The sequence below is a fragment of the Blautia sp. ZXY-1-C6 genome, from assembly GCF_056339875.1.
This window is the reverse complement of the sequence record NZ_JBWJVQ010000174.1, coordinates 1-21,925: the sequence shown is the minus strand read 5'-3', so window position 1 is coordinate 21,925 and position 21,925 is coordinate 1. Positions and strand designations below refer to the sequence as shown.

Here is a 21,925-nt window from a genome sequence, read left to right as displayed (position 1 = left end):
GCTCTGCTGTTTTCATATCGTACGTGCAAAAGAAGTCTTGAAGTCTTCTGACAGAAGGTTTCTTTTGCTGTATTATGGAGTATACAGGAGAGCAATTCCATAATTCAGAAGTAGGATTAAATGATATCGGCAGTCAAAGAGACAGGACTTTTACTGTAGATTGGATATCATTAGATAAAAGGAGGAAACGATAGTGGGAGAAAACTATGCACTTGAACTTAGAGATATTTCCAAGAGTTTTGGTTCGGTCCAGGCGAATGATCATGTAGATCTCACACTGAGAAAATCGGAGATTCTTGCAATTCTGGGGGAAAACGGAAGCGGAAAGACAACTCTGATGAATATGATCTATGGAATTTATTATCCGGATGAGGGACATATTTTTGTAAATGGAAAAGAAGTAACGATCCGTTCACCGAAAGATTCCTATGAACTGGGAATCGGTATGGTACATCAGCATTTTAAACTGGTAGATGTACTGACAGCAGCAGAGAATATTGTTCTGGGACTTCCGGGAAAGGGAAAGCTGGACATGAAGAGAATCACAGAGGATATTCAGAAGCTGGCAGATAAATATGGCTTTGAATTGGATCTGTCACAGAAGATCTACGAAATGTCCGTTTCCCAGAAGCAGACAGTTGAGATCATAAAGATGCTCTACCGCGGTGCAAGGATTCTGATCTTGGATGAGCCGACCGCAGTTCTGACACCACAGGAGTCTGACCGGTTATTCGATATTTTGAGAAATATGAGAAAAGATGGATGTTCCATTATGATCATCACACACAAACTCCAGGAAGTTCTGGCGTTATCAGACCGTGTGGCAATCCTCAGAAAAGGAAAGTATATTGATACAGTAGAAACAGCTCAGGCAAATGCACAGAGTCTGTCAGAGATGATGGTAGGCGGCAGAGTAGATCTCAATATCGACCGTCCTGAACCGGAGAATGTAAAGAAACGATTAGTGGTCAAAGGTCTGAACTGTAAAAACAAAGAAGAGGTAAAAACTCTGGATGATGTTGATCTGACAGTAAATGCAGGAGAGATTCTGGGTATTGCCGGCATTTCCGGAAGCGGCCAGAAAGAATTTCTGGAGGCAATTGCAGGACTCCAGGCAATAGAGAGCGGTTCGATCACCCTGCTTGATGACAATGGAAAAGGAACAGAGCTTGCAGGAATGGATTCTATCTCCATTAATAAAGCAGGGATCAGCCTTGCTTTTGTTCCGGAAGACCGTATTGGTATGGGGCTTGTGGGCGATATGGATATGACCGATAATATGATGCTCAGAAGCTATCGCAATGGCAAAAGTCCATTCCTGGATCGAAAAGGTCCAAAGGCACTGGCATTAAAAATTAAAGAACAGCTTGAAGTCATGACTCCAAGTATTTCCGCACCTGTCCGTCAGATGTCAGGAGGAAATGTGCAGAAGGTTCTGGTAGGACGAGAAATTGCCCAGAATCCGAAAGTGCTTCTGGTAGCTTTCCCAACTCGAGGGGTGGATGTCAATACTTCCCATGTGATTTACCGCCTTCTGAATGAACAGAAGAAAAAAGGGGTTGCAGTAGTCTGTGTTATTGAGGATCTTGATGTAGTTCTTGAACTGTGTGACAGGATTGCAGTGTTCTGCGGAGGTAAAATCAGCGGAATTGAGGATGGAAGAACTGCAACGAAAGAAGGAATCGGGATTCTTATGACGAAGCATGAAAAAGGAGGGACACAGGCATGAAGAAAGAACCTTTCTTACAGGTAAGTAAAAGAAGAAACAAAGCCAGATGGCAGGAACGTCTTCTGATCCGTTTCATTGCATTGATCCTTGCACTGATCGTGTGCGGAGCGGTGATCGTTGCCCTGGTAAAGATGAATCCGGTGGATGTCTATAAGGCAATCTGGGATGGAGCAATGGGTTCGGATCGCCGTCTGTGGCAGACTATACGAGATACAATGGTACTGCTGTGTATTTCCATTGGTCTGGCACCTGCATTTAAAATGAAATTCTGGAACATCGGTGCAGAAGGTCAGATCCTGATCGGTGGTGCCTGCTCTGCTGCCGTCATGATCTATGCAGGAGATAAGATGCCTACAGGGTTACTCCTGATCGTAATGTTTGTGGCAAGTGCACTTGGCGGAATGATCTGGGGAATGATCCCGGCTGTATTTAAAGCAAACTGGAATACAAATGAGACACTGTTTACTCTGATGTTGAATTATGTTGCCATGCAGGTAGTAACTTATTGTATTGTATTCTGGGAAAATCCGAAAGGTTCCAATACAGTCGGTATCATCAATCAGGCTACAAAAGGCGGATGGCTTCCGGAATTGTTCGGACAGAAATATGGCTGGAATGTAGTCATTGTCCTGATTCTGACAGTGGGAATGTTTATTTATCTGAAATACTGTAAGCAGGGCTATGAGATCGCAGTAGTAGGTGAGAGCGAGAATACTGCCAGATATGCCGGTATCCAGGTGAAAAAGGTTATTATCCGTACAATGGCAATTTCCGGTGCAATCTGTGGTATCGCAGGTTTTGTTATTGTCAGCGGAGCCAGCCATACGATTTCCACTGCAACAGCAGGCGGTCGTGGATTTACTGCGATCATTGTCGCATGGCTTTCCAAGTTTAATACATTTATTATGGTTGCAGTTTCCTTTGGCATCGTATTTATGAACCAGGGTGCCGTACAGATCGCAACACAGTATGGACTGAATGAGAATGCTTCCAATGTTCTTCTGGGAATCATTCTGTTTTTCCTGATCGGTGCAGAATTCTTTATCAACTACAGAGTAAAGCGTGCAAAGAAATAGGAGGTAGCGGCAATGAGTGTACTGATAGTTTTTATTCAAAAAGCAATTGTCCAGGGCATCTGTATTCTGTATGGGGCGCTTGGTGAGATTATGACAGAGAAATCCGGTAATCTGAATCTTGGTATTCCGGGAATTATGTATATGGGCGGCATTTCAGGTTTGATGGGAGCTTTCCTCTATGAGAAGGATAATCCTGATCCCAATGCACTTGTGGGTGTACTGATATCGTTTTTGTGTGCATTTGCATGTGCTGCAATCGGTGGTCTGATCTACAGTATCCTGACTATCACACTTCGTGTAAATCAGAATGTAACAGGTCTTGCACTTACCATTTTTGGTACAGGTTTTGGTAACTTCTTTGGCGGTTCTATTTCCAAGCTTGCAGGCGGTGTAGGACAGATTTCCGTAAAAGTAACAGGAAGTGCCTATACGGCAAAAATCCCGGGATTGTCTAAGATTCCGGTTATCGGAGGTATTTTATTTAATTATGGTTTTCTTACATATCTCTGTATTATTATAGCAGTCCTGTTATCGTTTTTTCTGTTCAAGACAAGAGCGGGATTGAATCTCAGGGCAATCGGTGAAAATCCGGGAACTGCAGATGCAGCAGGTATCAATGTTATCAAATATAAATATCTGTCAACCTGTATCGGTGCAGGTCTGGCAGGTCTGGGCGGACTCTATTTCGTAATGGAATATTCAGGAGGAACCTGGACAGACAATGGTTTTGGAGATCGTGGCTGGCTTGCTGTTGCACTGGTAATCTTTGCATTATGGAAACCACTGAATGCAATCTGGGGAGCATTCCTGTTCGGAGCTCTTTATATTCTGTATCTTTATATCCCGGGACTTGGACGAAGCATGCAGGAAGTATTTAAAGCACTGCCTTATGTGGTAACGATTATCGTACTGGTATTCACAAGCTTCCGAAAGAAAAAGGAACACCAGCCGCCTGCTGCGCTGGGACTTCCGTATTTCAGGGAGGAACGATAAAATTAAAAGTTTGCAGTTGATTCCAGAGTAAAATAGTATTATAATATCAGAAGCTATAAAAGCTGAGTAGTATGAAGAAAAATTAAGGAGGAAATATACAATGGCTAAAGTATCAAAAGACATGCTGATCGGTCAGCTTCTTCAGATTGATGCAAATATCGCACCGATTCTTATGAGAGCAGGAATGCATTGCCTTGGATGCCCATCTTCCCAGATGGAATCTCTCGAAGAAGCAGCTATGGTTCATGGACTGGATGTTGATGTACTGGTTAACCAGATCAATGATTTTCTTGGAGAATAATCTTCCTGAAAGGTAATCATATGACGGACTATGACAATTGTTGAATTGTCATAGACTGACATGTAAAAAGGATGTTCTGAATAAGTTCAGGACATCCTTTTTTTAGAAATCTGTAATTTACTATGGTATAAGAAAAGAGCTTTCAGATGAAAACTGAATGCTCTTTTAATTATGAAAATTATTACAGTTGAATCAGCTGCTGAAGGGCAGAATCGGAAATCAGTTCTCCATGTTCTGTCAGATAAGCTTCTCCTGAAAGAGAGAAAGCCTTTCCCTGTCCATATTCCGTAAGAATATTACATACCCTGTTAAAATCCTCCGGAGAAAGTGATGACTGGTGAAGTACCAGTTTGTAAAGCTCATCGGCCGGATCTTTGTACAGGGTGTTTGTACCGGTAAAATAGCCGTTCAGTCCATGGGCGGCCGCAATCACATCGTCCAGTGTGTCGAACTCATAGAGACGGATAAGATTTACATCAGGAACTTGAGTATCGTCATTTTCCTTTGCTCCGGTATTCTGAGCAGATTTGCCATCTTTTGTCTGAGTACTCTTCATCTTTGCTTCGTAAAGCTTCTGGAAGATATCAATAATATTGTCTGCACCGTCAAGCTGAAGAGTATCTGTCTTATCATTCCCTCTGAATGGAGCAAATTTGGAGAAACGGGTATCCAGTTCTTCAGGATCCTCTACTTTGGTAATGATCAGGATGATGCTCTCGGTACTCACCGGGATGGCCTCGATCATTAATGGAATATTATCTGCCTCAAAACCAAACTGTATCTGTGCCTGCTGCATCATATCGCGGAAAAGTTTCTTGGCTTTCTCAGTGCCGTAAGCCAGTTCACTGATACGGATCTGATGGTTCTCCAGGTCTTCTCTTGTCAGTGTGCAGCGTATCTGGTTGTCGTTGATCTTTTCTATCTTCATGTTGTCACATCCTATTCTGAATAACATTGAATTATCTGGCAGCTTCATAATTGCCTGTGAAAATCCATTAAAAGTGTTTCTGATAATGAAAATTTAACTTTTGAAAGCTGCGGACAATTACGGATAAATTAAAAGTTACTATTGTTTTTTGAACAGCAATTTTAAAGGATTGCCATAGATGCGCTGTCTTTGGAAAATTGCTGCAAGTAACTTCAAAAATTCTATTGTCTGACTGTGAATTTATAAAATTTTATACACTATATTATATAACACAGAACTGCAAAATGTAAAGATAAGTAATCAACCAAAATATTAAATTTTTAGAAACAAAACAGAAAAAAATACATAAATGAAGAAAAACACTTGCATCTGTTTACAAGATGGATATAATGAAAACAGAAGAAGCAGTAAACCTGCGGTTCACATAAGCGAAGATCTGAAACATTAACCAAAGTGATCTTTTATTTCTAAACTTCATTGCCGTTTTTCATGCAGCGTTCCTGCTGTGGCAATGTACAGGTAAAATTTCCATGATAATAAGAAGTTGAAACGTTACTGTTCACTCCGTTCACAGTAACGATAAAACAGGTGCAGGGATATTGTTTTTTCAACAGCCGATAAGGTGCTTTCTAAAAAATCTTATGAAAGAAGGGAGGTAAGCTTACGGAAAATATATCACGGGCAACCAAAAAGAGCATGCGTAAACCACTGGAAAAAGAATTGAAGAGTTATCGTGAACAGGGAATTTCTCTGTATCTGAATGGTATACTCAGTAATCCGAAAACAATTGCAAAAGCCTGTCAGATTGCAGAAGGTGGTGGATACATGCGTGATTACGTTGAAGATGAAAAAGGACGGATCGCTCGTGTGGATTTTGATTTCGTCAAAGAAAAATAACAAAAGAGAAAGCTGCCCGAACAGATTCTGAATCAGTCCCCCCGATGTTCATAATGCCTTCGGGCAGCATAAGAATATAATTACGCATATCTTAAAAATTTGTGAAAAATACGATTTTGCAATACAATTGTAATATTTTATGGTATACTTAAGCCAGTATCATCAAGTTACCGATACAGTTGATAATACTGGTACATCATACTCAAAATAACTATATGAAATACCTTTCTGTGAGCTGATGTATCAATAGCGATCGTGTTACTGTCTGCTTTGTTTCCGGTAACACAATATTTACTGAAAGGAAAAATACTATGAATAAAAAGTATAAACCAGTTATCGCAGTTGCCGTTTTGGTCATTCTTGTTGCGATTCTTGGAATTGTCACTCATGTAGTAATGAAGTACATACCATCTTCTGAGAAAATGGATCTGAATGAATATTATGGAGAAATGGCAGATGGGGAGATTGCCCTGGTCATTGGAACTGAGAAACTGGAAGAACGTGGTCTGGTGGACGGAGACAGAGTCTATTTACCACTGGATGTGGTGAATACTTATCTGAACCAGAGATATTACTGGGATTCTGCCAATCAGCAGATACTTTATGCAACACCTTCGGAGCTGACTTCTGCGAGTGCATCATCTGAGGCAGGAGATAAGGTATGGGTGAAAGATGACAAAGTGTATCTGAATCTTACTTATGTGCAGGAATTTACAGATCTTGATGCATACATCACAAAAGATCCATACAGGATTGCCATACAGTATAAATTCAAAAATGTAAAAACAGTCACAGTTAAGAAGAATACAAGCATACGTTACCGCGGTGGAATTAAATCGGCTATTCTTACTTCTGTAAAGAAAGGTACAAAGCTTCGTCTTATTGAAGAAATGGAGAACTGGGATCAGGTAGCTACGGATGACGGATATATTGGTTATATAGATAAGAAGAAAGTGGGAGAAGCAGAGAAGACAAAATTTGAACGAAGCTTTAAGAGGGAACAGTACTCCTATCTTACTATGGACAGCAAGGTCAATATGGTGTGGCATCAGGTGACTTCCACAGATGCCAATGCTTATTTTGCGGATGCGACAGCAAATATGACAGGTGTGAATGTGATCTCGCCTACCTGGTTCTATCTGACAGATACTTCAGGAAACATTGCAAGCATTGCGAGTGCAGATTATGTATCACAGGCTCATGAAAAGGGGCTTCAGGTATGGGGACTGATCGACAACTTTACACAGGAAGTAAGTACAACGGAAACACTTTCCAGCACTGCGGCGAGACAGAATATTATCAGTCAGCTGATCCAGGCAGCCCAAGATGTGGGAATGGATGGCATTAATGTGGATTTTGAATCTCTCAGCGAGGATGTGGGAACTCATTTTCTGGAATTTCTGAGAGAACTTTCCATAGAGTGTCATAAGAATAATCTGGTTCTTTCAGTGGATAACCCGGTTCCTGAGGATTTTACAAGCCATTATGACCGGGCTGAGCAGGGAAGGGTTGTAGATTATGTGATCATCATGGGATATGACGAGCATTATGTAGGATCTGAAGCCGGTTCTGTGGCATCTCTTCCATGGGTGGAACAGGGAATCCAGGATACACTGGATGAGGTTCCGGCTGAACGTGTGATCAATGCCATTCCGTTTTATACCAGACTGTGGAGGACCACAGGGGGAAATGTAACCAGTGAAGCAATCGGTATGGATCAGGCGCAGCAGACAATTGCAGATAATAATGTGGAAACCTACTGGGATAAGACCACTTCCCAGAATTATGGAAAATATGATATAGATAATTCTACCTATCAGATCTGGCTTGAGGATGCTCAGTCAGTTGCAGAGAAAGTGAAGCTGGTATCCAAATATGACCTTGCAGGAGTTTCTGCATGGAAGCTTGGATTTGAAAACAACGGAATCTGGCAGGTAATCTCGGACAATCTGAATAATTAAAAGTTCTGCATCAGCAGGCTATAAAAACATCTTCTGAAACATATATTAATATAGAATTTTATGAAATACTGATTGCATTATTTTATGGAATTGCTATAGCCAGTCTACAGGAACAGTGAATTTTCCCGTAGACTGTAAAAGATGTCTCAGGAGGTGTTTTTAGTTTGAAAAAATATGGACTGGAATTAATGTTAGGGTGTCTGCTTCTTGTCAGTTTTCTCATTCTGTCAAAACAGGCAGCTGAAGTTTCAGAGACTATGAGTTCAACAGAAAATTCAAAAACCATTCTGGTAGATGCAGGACATGGTGGAGCGGATCCGGGAATGATCGGAGTGAACGGACTGGAAGAAAAGGGGATAAATCTTCAGATTGCCGTAAAATTAAAGGATTCTCTGGAAAAACAAGGATTTTCTGTAATCATGACAAGGGAAGAAGATAAGGGCCTTTATGAGGAGGACAGCAGAAATCAGAAAGCACAGGATATGCAGTGCAGGATTGCTATGATAAAGAAATACAGACCTGTGCTGTGCATAAGTGTTCATCAGAACAGCTATCAGGATTCGTCTGTATGCGGTCCCCAGGTGTTTTATTATGAAGATTCTGTCCGGGGAAAGAACCTGGCAGAGTTTATCCAGGAAGAACTGAATCTGGGACTGAAAGTAAAACGCCCTCGTGTGGCAAAAGGTAATAAAACCTATTATCTGTTAAAAAGAAGTGAAAGTGTTTTGAATATTGTAGAGTGTGGTTTTCTTACAAATCCGGAAGAGGCCGGACTTCTCTGCAAAGAAGAATATCAGAATAAAATAGTGGAAGCTATAGTGAAAGGGATTGAACAATATCTGAAGCAACAAAAAATTTAAAATGTTTAATTTATGTGAACTTGCTTTTAATAAGTAAGGATTTTTGTTATACTGATACTTGTTTGCTAAAATCCCCCGGAGGTAGGAGTATCTGCATGGCGGGGAAATGTACAGGGAGAAATTATGCTTGGAATTATTTATCTGCTTCTGGCAGGAATGCTGGGCTGTGAAGCATCGAAAATGCTGACAGGAGAGGGAAGGAGTGTGTCAGGTATTAATCGTATCTGGCTCATGCTTCCGGCTTCTTTTGGAGTCGGAACACTTTTACTGACCTGGACAGTATATATTATTTCCTGGTTTTTCAGTGTTGTGGGAAAAGCTGAAAATCCACTTTTGTATGGAAATATTATCGGGATGACAGGTGCTGCAGTTATTATTATACTGATCAGTGTATGGAAATACAAAAGACAGGGTGGATGCAGGAACTGGAATACTGATAAAATACAGGATAAGCGCAGATTAAAAAAGGAAATATTACTCTTTGGTCTGCTGACTGTATTTATTACATATATGATGTTCTATGTATTCTATATAAAAGACGGAATCCTGTATTCCGGCCTGACTGTGTATGGAGATTATGCACCACATACGGCGATGATGCGTTCTTTTTCTGCAGGAAATAATTTTCCCACACAGTATCCTCATTATGGAGGTGCAGATGTAAAGTATCATTTTATGTTTCAGTTTCTCACAGGAAATCTGGAATATCTTGGAATGCGTATGGATTTTGCCTATAATATCGTAAGTACCTTGTCGCTTGTGGGATTTCTTATGCTGTTATATCAGCTTGCACTTAGGATCACAGGCAAAATGTGCTGCGGTGTACTGGCATTGTTTCTGTTCTTTTTCAGAAGCGGAATGGCTTTTTTCAGATTTGTATGGGAGCATATCCAGGCAGGGAATCTTGTGGAAACCCTGGAAGAAAACACTTCCTTTATCGGATATACTGTCAATGAGAACTGGGGATTGTGGAACTTTAATGTTTATCTTAATCAGAGGCATCTGGCATTTGGACTTCTGATGGTGACTTTGGCACTATATCTGTTTATGGACTGGCTGGAAGCCGGGACGGCACATGAAGAGAAAGGAATACTCTGGATAAAAAACAGGATTTTCTCGAAGGAAGGATGGAAAAGTAGAAATCTGGATCAGGCACTGCTTATGGGAATGTTTCTGGGTCTGTGTGCGTTCTGGAATGGGGCAGCAGTGATCGGTGGTCTGCTGATTTTGTGCGGCTTTGCTATTTTCTCGGATGGAAAAGTGGATTACGCTGTCATGGCGGGGGTATCCATCTTCTTTTCCTGTCTTCAGTCAAAGATTTTTATTGTTGGAAGTGCTATGAGCCCTCAGATTTATCTGGGATTTCTGGCAGAGGATAAGACTGTCCCGGGAGTTGTGAAATATCTGTTCTGGATGAGCGGAGTTTTTTTCCTTGGGCTGGTACTAATGGTATGGTTTATGAGAAGACGGGAGAGAGCAATCCTTGTGAGTTTCCTGTTTCCGGTGATTTTTGCTTTTGTGCTTCTGATGACACCGGATATTAATGTAAACCATAAATATATCATGATATCATATGCGTTTCTGACGATTTTCTGGGCATGGGCAGTATGCAGTCTTTGGAATGGGAGAAATGGGCAGTCCGGGATACAGAAAACTATGGGAAAGATACTGGCAATAGTATTGGTGATATCTCTGAGTGCCACCGGAATCTATGACTTTATTGTAATCGTAAAAGGAAATGGTCCGGGCAGACGTGTGACTGTAAATATGAACAGCGAGCTGACCCAGTGGCTGGAGGAGAATCTGGAGAAAAACGATCTTTTACTTACTCCTGAGTACAGCATGAATGAAGTGACGATGTCCGGAGCTATGCTTTACTGTGGATGGCCATATTACGCATGGTCTGCAGGCTATGATACGAATTACAGGGCTGCACAGGCTGTAACGATATACACCACATCTGACAGTGAAACATTGAAAAAAACAGTACAACAGGAAAAAATAACATATATCCTGTTTGAAGAAGGTTCGGAATTTGAACAGCAGGAATGTCGTGAGGAGACAATTGCTGCAGCATATGAAAAGGTTTATGAGACTCAGGATGGACGGATACGGATCTATAAAACAACAGAATAATCCTCAAATGCATTATTACGGGGATTACTCCGGATTTATGATTATGAGCCGGGTGATCACAGATTTACAGAGATAAGAGAGAATGTGTAAGATTATAGTAACCACAATGATTTTATAAATGATTAAGGAGGACGTACGGATGAAGAAATGGGCACCGAGAGTGCTTCTTGCAGCAGCTCTTGCAGGGCTGTCTGCATTTCTGTTAAAGGGAGATGTATGGACATTCTGGACCTGGTGGCTGTTGGCATTTCTGATGGGAATGGTTGCCATGCCTGTGACAGGGAGACTGTTTGCCGGATTTGAGGACAAAGGCTGGATGTTTTCAAAAGTGCTGGCGATTACTGTGACAGGTTTTCTTACGTGGTTTCTGGTAACTGCGAAGATACTGCCATTTACTGCAGCGACATGTATCGGTGTGTCTGTTGTATGTGCTGTTGGCTGTGGGGTTTTATATCATTTTCAGGGAAAAAATGGAATTGACTGCTTTCCGTCTGGAAAGGGAAAACTGATTTACGGAGAGGAAATTCTGTTCTTTATATTTTTTCTGATATGGACTTATTTTGCAGGATTCCGTCCGCAGGCATACGGAACTGAGAAATTTATGGATTATGGTTTCATGGAAGCAATGATGAGAAGTACGACACTTCCTGCAAGAGATCTGTGGTATTCAGAAGGTACGATCAACTATTATTATGGCGGACAGTATTTTGCAGTATTTCTGACGAAGCTGACTGGCAGTAAAGTAGAACTCACTTACAATCTGATGCGTACTTTTGTGGCTGCATTTGCATTTGTGCTTCCGTTTTCACTGGTTCGTCAGATGTCTGTGGACAGGCTTAAAGGAAGCCTGACAGGAAAGAAACGTTGTGTGCCGGCAGTGGCCGGGATCATAGCAGGACTTTCTGTATCAATTGCGGGAAATATGCATTATGTGGTTTACAGTAAGATCATTCCATGGCTCCAGAAGCTGCAGGGAAAAGAAGCGGACAGCTACTGGTTCCCGGATGCGACCCGTTATATTGGATACAATCCGGATGTGCCGGACAAGACAATCCATGAATTTCCATGTTATTCCTTTGTGCTGGGAGATCTCCATGCCCATGTGGTAAATGTAATGTTTGTGCTGTTTCTGGTGGGACTTCTTTATGCGTGGATGCGAAGTGTGCGGATGAGAGAAGCAGTGATCATGAAGCCGGGCCGGAAACAGTTCTGGAAAAAACAGCTGTTGATTCCGCATATCCTGCTGGCTGCAGTGATGATCGGTATGTTCCGGTTTACGAATTTCTGGGATTTTATTATTTATTTCGTGGTGACCGGTGGAGTGGTGCTGTTTACCAATATCGTTCAGTTTGATGGTAAAGTGAAGAGGATTCTGGCAGTGACTGCGGTTCAGGCAGTGGAGATCATTGTGATCTCATACGTTGTTTCTCTGCCGTTTACTTTGCAGTTTGACAGTATGTTTAAAGGTGTGGGAATTGCGCAGAATCATTCTATGATCCATCAGCTGCTGATTTTGTGGGGACTGCCTGTGGTTCTGACAGTTCTGCTGATTATCTGTATCATCTGGGAGAAGCTTCGTGGTGGTGCGAACAGAAGTCTGTATAAACTGATGAAAGCAATCTCTGTGCCGGATCTGTTTGCGATTGTCATGGGACTCTGTGCAATCGGGCTGATCGTGATTCCGGAGTTGGTTTATGTAAGAGATATTTACGAAAATGGAAACGCCAGGGCGAATACTATGTTTAAGCTGACTTATCAGGCGTATATGCTGTTTGGGATGACCATGGGATATGGTATTTTCCGTATGCTGGTGGCTGCACGTAAGAAAGTGTTTAAGGTTGTGTCAGTGATCGGTCTGGTACTGCTTTGCTGGACCTTTGGTTATTTTGGAAACAGTGTGTATGCGTGGTTTGGAAAGGTATGGGAGCCTTCTGAATATAAAGGATTGAATGCGACATCTTTCCTGTCAAATGATTTCACAGAGGATGTGGCTGGTATTAAATGGCTGAAGAAGAATGTGAAAGGGTCACCGGTTGTGCTTGAGGCGAACGGGGACAGCTATAGTGGTTATGAGCGTGTTTCTGCTATGACCGGGCTTCCGACTGTGCTGGGATGGTATGTGCATGAGTGGCTGTGGAGAGATGATACTGCGGATCTGAATGAGAAGAGTGCGGATATTGAGAGTATTTATATTTCTTTGGATGTGGAGTATGTGAAGGAACTGCTGGAAGAGTATGATGTTTCTTATATTTTTGTCGGATCGAAAGAACGGGAGAAATATGGGGATGCACTGAATGAAGAGGTGCTGAATTCGCTTGGAGAAGTTGTGTTCCAGGATGAGGTGTATAGTACTTATATTCTTAAAGTTAATAAGTAAGAGGGCGAAAAATGGCGGCAGTTTGTGTCGCCATTTTTTGCGTTTTTGTAAAGAATATTGCGGGTAATCTTTGATGATCAAAAGGGACGCGTAAAAAAATATTTCATTTCCTGTGCGGTTTCGGGCTCTAAGATATTCTAAGCCGCCAAAAATCTGCTAAAGGCATGAGCCGCCCTCTCAAACTCGCTCCGTTGCAAACTTCGCTCAGACACGTGAGACGGTCGGCTCATAACACAGATTCTTGCCGGCTAAGAATATCTAAGAACCCTGCAAATGCACAGGAAATGAAATATTTTTTTACGCTGGTTATTGGCTGGAATGGTTGGGAGAGTAATTGTTAGGAGGTAAAGAGAAGAAAAGCAAAATTTACAGATATGGATTACGATTGTATTATGATAATGTATGTGCAATATATATAAGAAAAATATGTTGCTACAGTGGAAAAATGAAAAGATGACACTGTATAAGTAGTAGGAGAAAATGAGGATTGTGAATATTTACATGACAGGAAAGGAGTTTTAAAATGAGGAATCGAATAATTCAGGTTAGACATTATAGCAGGAAAATGATGATTATGATGTTGACAGGAGCAATTTGCTGTAGTTCATGTTTTTGTCAAACAGCTTTTGCGAAAACCAGCAAAGTAAGGGTTTACGATGCGGAAAAAGGAACCACAAGCTTCACATCTTTTACATATTCGGATAATAAAAAGGATGAATCACTGGCACCGTCGGAGGGAACAGGAGCGATTTCATCTGCTTCTCAGAAGGTGGTTATTTTCCATCAGGCAGATGGGTCTACGATAATAAGAAAAGCAGACAGTAATGGAAAAGTGACACTTCCTGCAATAAAGAACGAGACCGGATATACTTTTCTTGGATGGAGCACGAAGCCGGATCAGACTCAGAATCCGCAGTATCAGGCGGGACAGGTGATACAGGTAAGGAAGAAAACCCATTTATATGCAGTTATGTATAACTGGCAACAGGAGCCGGATATTCAGGTCAATAATCTGGCAGCTCAGCTGTCGGAGTATTCCGGAATTATTTTTGTGGGAGATTCCAGAACGTATTTTATGCAGAAAACTCTTCTTCAGGAATATGGAAAGGATGCAGTTGCAAAAGTATCATTTGTGTGTAAGACAGGGGAGGGACTGAGCTGGTTTGAAACAGCAGGAGAGAGAGTAATGAGAAGTGAAATTGCCCGTCTGCAGTCAGATTCAGATAAGCCCGTAGCAGTTATTTTTAATCTTGGTGTGAATGATCTTTCGAGTCATAATTCCGGGAATGGGGTTGATTATAAAGGCGAGGCAAATGCATATCTTGCGCGTATGAACACTCTTGCAGAGGAACTTGAAAGTGACTGCAGATTGTTTTATATGTCTGTGAATCCGGTAAATACAGCAATGAAACCAACTCGAAAAGAAGCGCAGTTACGTTACTTTAATGACAGATTGCAGAGCAGGTTAAATAAGAGATTTCAATGGATAGATACCTATAAATATCTGATGAAGAATGGTTACAGTACATACAATGAGTTTAAGGGAAATATAGATGACGGCGTTCACTATTCTACACGTACCTATAAAAGAATCTATAAATATTGTATGAATGCGATCAGATAATGCTTTTTGATTTATACACAAATTATAATCTTGTTTCAGGTAAGCAGTATAAGCAGAAGTTAAGGCCACAGAACTCACAAAAGAAAGGGTATATGTATTGCTTGATAAATTAAGAGATTGATGTACGAGCTGACAGGAGAAATATTTTCTGTCAGCTTGTTATTTGTTCGGTTGGATAATGGAGAATATCTGTTTGCCAAAGAAGAAACATTTGACGAATTTTTATCTCTGTTGTATCATGAACATACAAAACGAAAATAAAGTAAGAGGAATATTGTTATATAAAATACAGAACAGATAAGAAAGCAGGAATTTAATGAGAGCAGAAGTTGTATCCATGACAGCGGATAATCTTGATATGGAGGCTATCCGGCGTGGTGGAGATATTTTGAAACAGGGTGGTCTGGTTGCATTTCCTACGGAGACTGTGTATGGTCTTGGAGGGGATGCGTTGAATCCGCAGGCTTCTATGAAAATTTATGCGGCGAAAGGAAGACCTTCGGATAATCCGCTGATCGTGCATATTGCAGAGTTTGATAAGCTGGCTCCGATTGTAGCGGAGGTTCCGGAGAAGGCGAAGATCCTGGCAGAGAAGTACTGGCCGGGTCCGCTGACTATGATTCTTCCGAAGTCGGATCTTGTACCACAGGAGACTACGGGTGGTCTGGACAGTGTGGCGGTTCGGTTTCCGAGCGACAGGATTGCACAGGAGCTGATCAAGGCTGCCGGCGGCTATGTGGCAGCACCCAGTGCCAACACTTCAGGCAGACCCAGTCCGACCACTGCACAGCATGTAGAGGAGGATCTTGGTGAAGCGATTGAGATGATCATTGACGGAGGCCAGGTGGGAATCGGTCTTGAGTCTACGATCGTTGATTTTACTGAGGATGTGCCGGTGGTTTTACGTCCGGGTTATATTTCTCTGGAGATGCTTCAGGAGACTCTAGGGGATGTAAGGATGGACAAGGGGCTGATTGCGGCTGACAGCAAAGTGCGTCCGAAAGCACCGGGTATGAAATATCGCCATTATGCACCGAAGGCAGATCTGGCAATTGTTGAGGGACCGGAGGAAGCTGTTGTGAAGAAGATCAATGAGCTGGCTGCGGAGGCGAAAGCACACGGCGAGCAGGTTGGAATTATTGCAACGGACGAGACAAAGGACAGATATCCGGAAGGTCTGGTAGTCAGCATTGGAAGCCGGAAGGAAGAAGAGACGATAGCGCATCATCTGTATGAAGTGTTGCGGGACTTTGACCAGAGTGCAGTCAGGTCTATTTATTCAGAAGCGTTTTATACACCAAGAATGGGACAGGCCATTATGAACCGTCTGCTGAAAGCAGCGGGACATAAGATCATACAGGTGGTATGATATAATCAGGTAGTGAAGCAGATATATGCCTGACTATATAATCTTATCAGCAGTAATGGCCAGATGGATAATGAAGATTCATTTAAATAGTCTGCTGAAGAGGTAAAGAAAATAAATTAATTTCAGGAGGAAGATTAATGATAGCTCTAGGATGTGATCACGGTGGATATGAATTAAAACAGGAGATCAAGAAGTATCTGGATGAGAAAGGAATTGAATATAAAGATTATGGATGTGACAGTCTGGATTCCGTAGATTATCCGATATATGCAAAGAAGGTTGCACATGCAATTCTTGACGGCGAATGTGAGAAGGGAATCCTGATCTGCGGAACAGGTATCGGAATTTCCATTACAGCAAACAAGTTTAAAGGAATCAGAGCTGCAGTCTGCACAGATTGTTTTACAGCAGAGGCTACAAGACTTCACAATGATGCCAATATCCTTGCACTTGGCGGAAGAGTGGTAGGACCTGGGCTGGCATTGAAGATTGTGGATACATTTTTGAATACACCGTTTTCCAATGATGAGAGACATATCAGAAGAATTAATCAGATAGAGACTGAATAAGTCATAAAATAAGAAAAATGATAAAACAGCCAGAGCCTGCATGATTATAGTAATTCTCTCACATGTATGATGAATGGGAATTGCTGTAGAGTAAAGTGTTAAGTTCTGGCTGTGTCAGTTATAAGCAGATAATGGTTACTGTTCGTTCCGTTCACAGTAACAGACAATGTGCTGATTTTATGAAGCGGATGAATGGTGAAGTATGTGAAGGGGAGGTTGGGGAAATGGATGTAAATCATAAACGCACAGATTATTTATCATGGGATGAATATTTTATGGGAGTTGCCATGATGTCAGGGATGCGTTCCAAGGATCCGAATTCTCAGGTAGGTGCCTGTATTGTGAGTGAGGATAATAAAATCCTGTCCATGGGTTATAATGGTTTTCCAAAGGGCTGTTCAGATGATGAATTTCCATGGGCAAGAGAGGGTGACAGTCTTCATACGAAATATTTTTATGTGACCCACAGTGAATTGAATGCGATTCTTAATTACAGAGGAGGAAGTCTGGAAGGTGCAAAGCTTTATGTGTCTCTTTTTCCATGTAATGAATGTGCCAAGGCAATTATTCAGGCAGGTATTAAGACAATTGTCTATGACTGCGATAAATATGCAGACACGCCGGCAGTGATCGCTTCCAAGAGAATGCTGGATGCAGCCGGGGTCCGTTATTATAAATATAACCGGACAGGACGTAAGATTACAATAGAAGTGTGACTTTGGTTACGTTACTGAGAACAGAGTGAATAGTAAACAGATTTTACTCTTGACACATCAATTTATTTCAAATAGAATATAACCAAATGCGAAATATATATATAGCGATGAAGAGAATAGTACATAAGGAGCAATCCCAGAGAAGAGTCCCGGAGGAACAGCTGGTTGGCTGCGAAACAGTGGTGGAAGGATTCTGTGCGTGAATTATGGAACCGGCCTCGGAGCTCCGTACAATTGAAGTACGGCGTTTTTCCTGCGTTATCGGAAGAAGAGCGAGCAATGTGCAGGCATTTGGGCACAGTGCTAATTAGGGTGGTACCGCCGAAGCCTTTCGGTCCCTTGTGAGGGATGCTGGGCTTCTTTTTTTCGTTTTTTATAATATGACAGGTTTTGCAGGATTATAAAAAAGGCAGATTTTTGTACTGTGAAGCAGATAAGGAAATTTATTTATAGAAGAAAAATAAGAAGAATATGCATTCCGCCGCGACTATATCCTGATGCACTGTCAGGATCAACACAATCACATAAAAAGGAGAAGTAATTATGGCAAACAACAAGAAACTGGTAGAAGCCATCACATCCATGGAAGAGGATTTCGCCCAGTGGTATACCGACGTTGTAAAGAAAGCTGAACTCTGCGGTTATACCAGCGTAAAAGGCTGCATGGCAATCAAACCTGCAGGATATGCAATCTGGGAAAATATCCAGCACGAACTGGACAGAAGATTTAAAGAGACTGGCGTACAGAATGTGTACATGCCAATCTTTATTCCAGAATCTCTTCTTCAGAAAGAGAAAGATCATGTAGAAGGATTTGCACCTGAGGTTGCATGGGTAACTCATGGTGGTCTGGATCCGCTTCAGGAGCGTCTGTGCGTACGTCCAACATCAGAGACATTATTCTGTGATTTCTATGCAAAAGAAATCCAGTCCCACAGAGACCTGCCGAAGGTATACAATCAGTGGTGTTCTGTAGTGCGCTGGGAAAAGACAACACGTCCGTTCCTTCGTTCACGTGAGTTCTTATGGCAGGAAGGCCATACAGCTCATGCTACAGCCGAGGAAGCAGAAGAGCGTACTATCCAGATGCTGAACCTGTATGCAGATTTCTGCGAGGAAGTACTTGCAATCCCGGTTATCAAGGGACAGAAAACAGACAAGGAGAAATTCTCCGGTGCAGAAGCTACTTATACAATTGAATCCCTGATGCATGATGGAAAAGCTCTTCAGTCCGGTACAAGCCATAACTTTGGCGATGGATTTGCAAGAGCATTCGGCATCCAGTATACAGATAAAGAAAATAAACTTCAGTATGTACATCAGACATCCTGGGGCATGACAACACGTATGATCGGTGCAATCATCATGGTACATGGTGATAACAGCGGTCTGGTACTGCCTCCGAGAATCGCTCCTGTACAGGCAGTGATCATCCCGATCCAGCAGAGAAAAGAGGGCGTTCTTGAGAAAGCAGATGAGATGTTTGCAGCATTAAAGGCAGCAGGAGTCCGCGTAAAAGTAGACGACACAGACAAGAGCCCGGGATTCAAATTCGCAGAGCAGGAAATGCGTGGTATTCCGATCCGTATCGAGTGCGGCCCGAAGGATATCGAGAATGGTCAGGCTGTGATCTGCCGTCGTGATACAAGAGAGAAATATACTGTTACATTTGATGAGCTTGTGGAGAAAGTACAGGAAATCCTGGAAACAATCCAGAAAGATATGCTGGAGCGTGCACGTAAGCACAGAGATTCCCATACTTATGTTGCTACAAACTATGAAGAATTCAAAGATACTATTGTTAACAAACCAGGTTTCGTAAAAGCTATGTGGTGCGGTGACCGCGCATGTGAGGACAAGATTAAAGAGGATGTTCAGGCTACATCCAGATGTATGCCGTTTGAGCAGGAACACTTAAGTGATGTCTGCGTATGCTGTGGAAAACCTGCCAAGAAGATGGTTTACTGGGGAAGAGCATACTAATCAATAAGAAAATAAAGAAAACCGGCAGCAGAGATATCTGAGTGCCGGTTTTCGGGATTAAGAATAAATAGAAGAAGATAAGGATGGTCATATGATTCTGGAAATACCGAAAAACGCGGAAACAATTTTGCATATACTGGAAAAAGCAGGCTATGAAGCCTATGTGGTAGGCGGCTGTGTGCGTGATTCCATTCTGGGACGGAGCCCGGATGACTGGGACATCACCACATCCGCAAAGCCGGAGCAGGTCAAGGCTTTGTTTCACAGAACAGTGGATACAGGTCTGCAGCATGGAACAGTGACTGTTCTTATGGAAAAAGAAGGATATGAGGTCACGACTTATCGTGTAGATGGTGAGTACGAGGACGGCAGACATCCCAAAGAGGTCACCTTTACAGCAAGCCTTAAGGAAGACCTGAAACGCCGGGATTTCACCATCAATGCAATGGCATACAATCCTTCTTCAGGACTGGTGGATCTTTTCGGCGGACTGGAGGATATTGAGAGAAAAATCATCCGCTGTGTGGGAAATCCGCTGGAGCGTTTTACAGAGGATGCACTGCGGATCATGCGTGCAGTCCGTTTCAGTGCGCAGTTGGGCTTTGCCATTGAAGAAGAGACTCGTAAGGCACTGAAGGTTCTGGCACCGAATCTGAAGCATGTCAGCGCAGAGCGGATTCAGGTAGAGCTTGTGAAGCTTCTGATGTCTCCTCATCCGGATTATCTCAGGGTGGCTTATGAAGCCGGGATCACAGCTGAATTTCTTCCGGAGTTTGATGCATGTATGACAACATCCCAGAATACGCCGCACCACTGTTACACAGTAGGGGAGCATATCCTGCACAGTCTCTGTCATGTACGTGCAGATAAAGTTCTCAGGATTACCATGCTGCTTCATGATATTGGAAAGCCGGTTGTCCGGAAAACAGATGAGAATGGAAGAGATCATTTCAAGATGCATGGGATTGCGGGAGAAAAGATGGCTGCACAGATCCTGCGCAGGCTGAAATTCGATAATGATACGATCCGCAAGGTAACCCGTCTGGTAAAATGGCATGATGACAGACCGGATGGAACGATAAAGGCAGTGCGCAGGGCAGTGAACCGTATCGGTGAGGATCTCTTCCCATATTATCTGGAAGTGCAGCAGGCAGATATGCTGGCACAGAGTGATTACAGACGCGCAGAGAAGCAGGAACGTCTGGATAAGGTGAAAGAGGCTTATGAGACGATCATTAATGAACATCAGTGTGTATCTTTAAAAACTCTGGCAGTGACAGGGAAAGATCTGATTGAAGCCGGTTATAAGCCGGGGCGTGAAATAGGAGAAACGCTGAACCGTCTTCTGGAAGTAGTACTTGTCGATCCACAGAAGAATCAGAAAGAGATATTATTGGGTCTGCTTGATGAGAAATAGTGCAGTTTTATGGAATGGTCAGTATATCAGAATATTGGTTACTGTTCACACACCACTATCCCGCGAGGTGTTTTGGCATGAATATGCCAAAATCCCGAGACATACAAGCCAAAATTCCATTGCCGCAGGCAATCTGGAATGAATTTTGGCTACGTTACTGTGAACGGAGTGAACAGTAACGAATATAGTAAATAACAGTGGCTCTATGAAAATCCGGGGGTATATCCACCGGATTTTCTTCATATGTATAGAAAGAATTAAGATGATTAAGAGGGGGATATGTCATTGTATGATTACGGACTTGGCACTTTGGCTCAGTATGAGCTGACAGCAGACCGTTCTGCAAGGACAAGAGGAGCTTTACTCTGCTATACAGCTCAGGGACTTCTGATCCTGAGGGAATTTCACGGTTCTGAAAAAAAGCTGGAAAAACAGCAGGAGCTTTTGATGAAACTTCAGGAAAATGGTATAAATACCGATTATTTTCTGCGGAATAATCAGGAAAGTCTGGTCAGTAAAGATAAGACTGAACAAAGGTTTACACTCCAGCACTGGTATGAAGGAAAAGAGTGTGATACAAAATCCCGGGAAGATATTTTAAAAAGTGTCCGGACACTGGCAAGGTTACATATTTTAATGAAAATGGAACCTGTGGAGGAATACAGGGAAAGATCTCTCAGGGAGGAATATCTCCGGCACAATCAGGAGCTTCGTAAGATACGCAAATTTATACGGAACAAAGGAGCATCCAATGTATTTGAGAAAAATTATCTGGCAAGTGTGGAGCAGTTTCTTGAAAGGGCACAGTATGCAGTAAAGCTTCTGGACGAGACGGATTATGATGATCTCAGGGAAAGGGCATGGCGGGAAGGACAGGTATGTCATGGAGAATATAATCAGCATAATATTCTGATGCTGAAAGGTGATCATTTGGGGACGGCAGTCACAAATTTTGGTCACTGGAGTTTTGATATTCAGGTAGCAGATTT

The 21,925-nt window shown here is 42.3% G+C and carries 17 protein-coding genes; 16 read left to right on the top strand and 1 reads right to left on the bottom strand.

Annotated elements, in window-relative coordinates:
• The first annotated feature begins 193 nt into the window (after window positions 1-193).
• The 4 genes from AC075J_RS09175 to AC075J_RS09160 all read left to right on the top strand — a co-directional run bounded on the left by AC075J_RS09175 (window position 194) and on the right by AC075J_RS09160 (window position 4,099).
• Complete coding sequence (locus AC075J_RS09175; RefSeq protein ID WP_055058393.1) at window positions 194-1,729, top strand: ABC transporter ATP-binding protein; 1,536 nt, start codon at window positions 194-196, stop codon at window positions 1,727-1,729.
• The gene (locus AC075J_RS09170; protein WP_008707921.1) at window positions 1,726-2,805 is read left to right on the top strand and encodes an ABC transporter permease; all 1,080 of its coding nucleotides are present in this window, start codon (window positions 1,726-1,728) and stop codon (window positions 2,803-2,805) included. The genes AC075J_RS09175 and AC075J_RS09170 overlap by 4 nt, the downstream gene beginning before the upstream one ends.
• Before the next feature lie 12 nt (window positions 2,806-2,817).
• Window positions 2,818-3,798 (top strand): ABC transporter permease, encoded by a 981-nt coding sequence (locus tag AC075J_RS09165; protein ID WP_008707922.1) that lies wholly within the window; start codon window positions 2,818-2,820, stop codon window positions 3,796-3,798.
• A 100-nt stretch (window positions 3,799-3,898) separates the two neighbouring features.
• Window positions 3,899-4,099 carry a DUF1858 domain-containing protein gene (locus tag AC075J_RS09160; RefSeq protein ID WP_008707923.1) on the top strand — a complete coding sequence of 67 codons (201 nt, stop codon included), beginning with the start codon at window positions 3,899-3,901 and terminating at the stop codon, window positions 4,097-4,099.
• A gap of 181 nt (window positions 4,100-4,280) precedes the next feature.
• On the opposite strand, the gene AC075J_RS09155 is transcribed toward AC075J_RS09160, so the two are convergent.
• Complete coding sequence (locus tag AC075J_RS09155; RefSeq protein WP_020993442.1) at window positions 4,281-5,027, bottom strand: adaptor protein MecA; 747 nt, start codon at window positions 5,025-5,027, stop codon at window positions 4,281-4,283.
• A 696-nt stretch (window positions 5,028-5,723) separates the two neighbouring features.
• On the opposite strand from AC075J_RS09155, the gene AC075J_RS09150 reads away from it, so the two are divergent.
• The 12 genes from AC075J_RS09150 to AC075J_RS09095 all read left to right on the top strand — a co-directional run.
• Window positions 5,724-5,924, top strand: a complete 201-nt coding sequence (locus AC075J_RS09150) for a hypothetical protein (RefSeq protein ID WP_008707925.1) — start codon at window positions 5,724-5,726, stop codon at window positions 5,922-5,924.
• Window positions 5,925-6,235: 311 nt separating this feature from the next.
• The gene (locus AC075J_RS09145) at window positions 6,236-7,885 is read left to right on the top strand and encodes a glycosyl hydrolase family 18 protein (RefSeq protein ID WP_476390254.1); all 1,650 of its coding nucleotides are present in this window, start codon (window positions 6,236-6,238) and stop codon (window positions 7,883-7,885) included.
• A 164-nt stretch (window positions 7,886-8,049) separates the two neighbouring features.
• Window positions 8,050-8,745: an N-acetylmuramoyl-L-alanine amidase gene (locus AC075J_RS09140; protein ID WP_055054061.1), complete on the top strand. Its 696-nt coding sequence runs from the start codon at window positions 8,050-8,052 to the stop codon at window positions 8,743-8,745.
• A gap of 123 nt (window positions 8,746-8,868) precedes the next feature.
• Window positions 8,869-10,881 carry a hypothetical protein gene (locus AC075J_RS09135; RefSeq protein WP_055060246.1) on the top strand — a complete coding sequence of 671 codons (2,013 nt, stop codon included), beginning with the start codon at window positions 8,869-8,871 and terminating at the stop codon, window positions 10,879-10,881.
• Window positions 10,882-11,020: 139 nt separating this feature from the next.
• On the top strand, window positions 11,021-13,258 hold the full coding sequence (locus AC075J_RS09130) for a DUF2298 domain-containing protein (RefSeq protein ID WP_182437899.1): 2,238 nt from the start codon (window positions 11,021-11,023) through the stop codon (window positions 13,256-13,258).
• A 523-nt stretch (window positions 13,259-13,781) separates the two neighbouring features.
• Window positions 13,782-14,882, top strand: a complete 1,101-nt coding sequence (locus AC075J_RS09125) for a DUF459 domain-containing protein (protein WP_118759355.1) — start codon at window positions 13,782-13,784, stop codon at window positions 14,880-14,882.
• Between the two features lie 316 nt (window positions 14,883-15,198).
• Window positions 15,199-16,251 (top strand): L-threonylcarbamoyladenylate synthase, encoded by a 1,053-nt coding sequence (locus AC075J_RS09120; protein WP_118759354.1) that lies wholly within the window; start codon window positions 15,199-15,201, stop codon window positions 16,249-16,251.
• 137 nt (window positions 16,252-16,388) lie between these two features.
• The gene (gene rpiB, locus AC075J_RS09115; protein WP_055054065.1) at window positions 16,389-16,820 is read left to right on the top strand and encodes a ribose 5-phosphate isomerase B; all 432 of its coding nucleotides are present in this window, start codon (window positions 16,389-16,391) and stop codon (window positions 16,818-16,820) included.
• Window positions 16,821-17,044: 224 nt separating this feature from the next.
• Window positions 17,045-17,536, top strand: a complete 492-nt coding sequence (locus AC075J_RS09110) for a deoxycytidylate deaminase (protein ID WP_008707937.1) — start codon at window positions 17,045-17,047, stop codon at window positions 17,534-17,536.
• A 543-nt stretch (window positions 17,537-18,079) separates the two neighbouring features.
• On the top strand, window positions 18,080-19,519 hold the full coding sequence (gene proS, locus AC075J_RS09105) for a proline--tRNA ligase (protein WP_008707939.1): 1,440 nt from the start codon (window positions 18,080-18,082) through the stop codon (window positions 19,517-19,519).
• A 91-nt stretch (window positions 19,520-19,610) separates the two neighbouring features.
• Entirely contained in the window at window positions 19,611-20,936 is a 1,326-nt protein-coding gene (locus tag AC075J_RS09100) for a CCA tRNA nucleotidyltransferase (RefSeq protein ID WP_118569551.1), read from the top strand.
• Window positions 20,937-21,215: 279 nt separating this feature from the next.
• Window positions 21,216-21,925, top strand: a 710-nt coding sequence (locus AC075J_RS09095; protein WP_476390253.1) for a phosphotransferase, incomplete at its 3' end; no start/stop codon positions are given.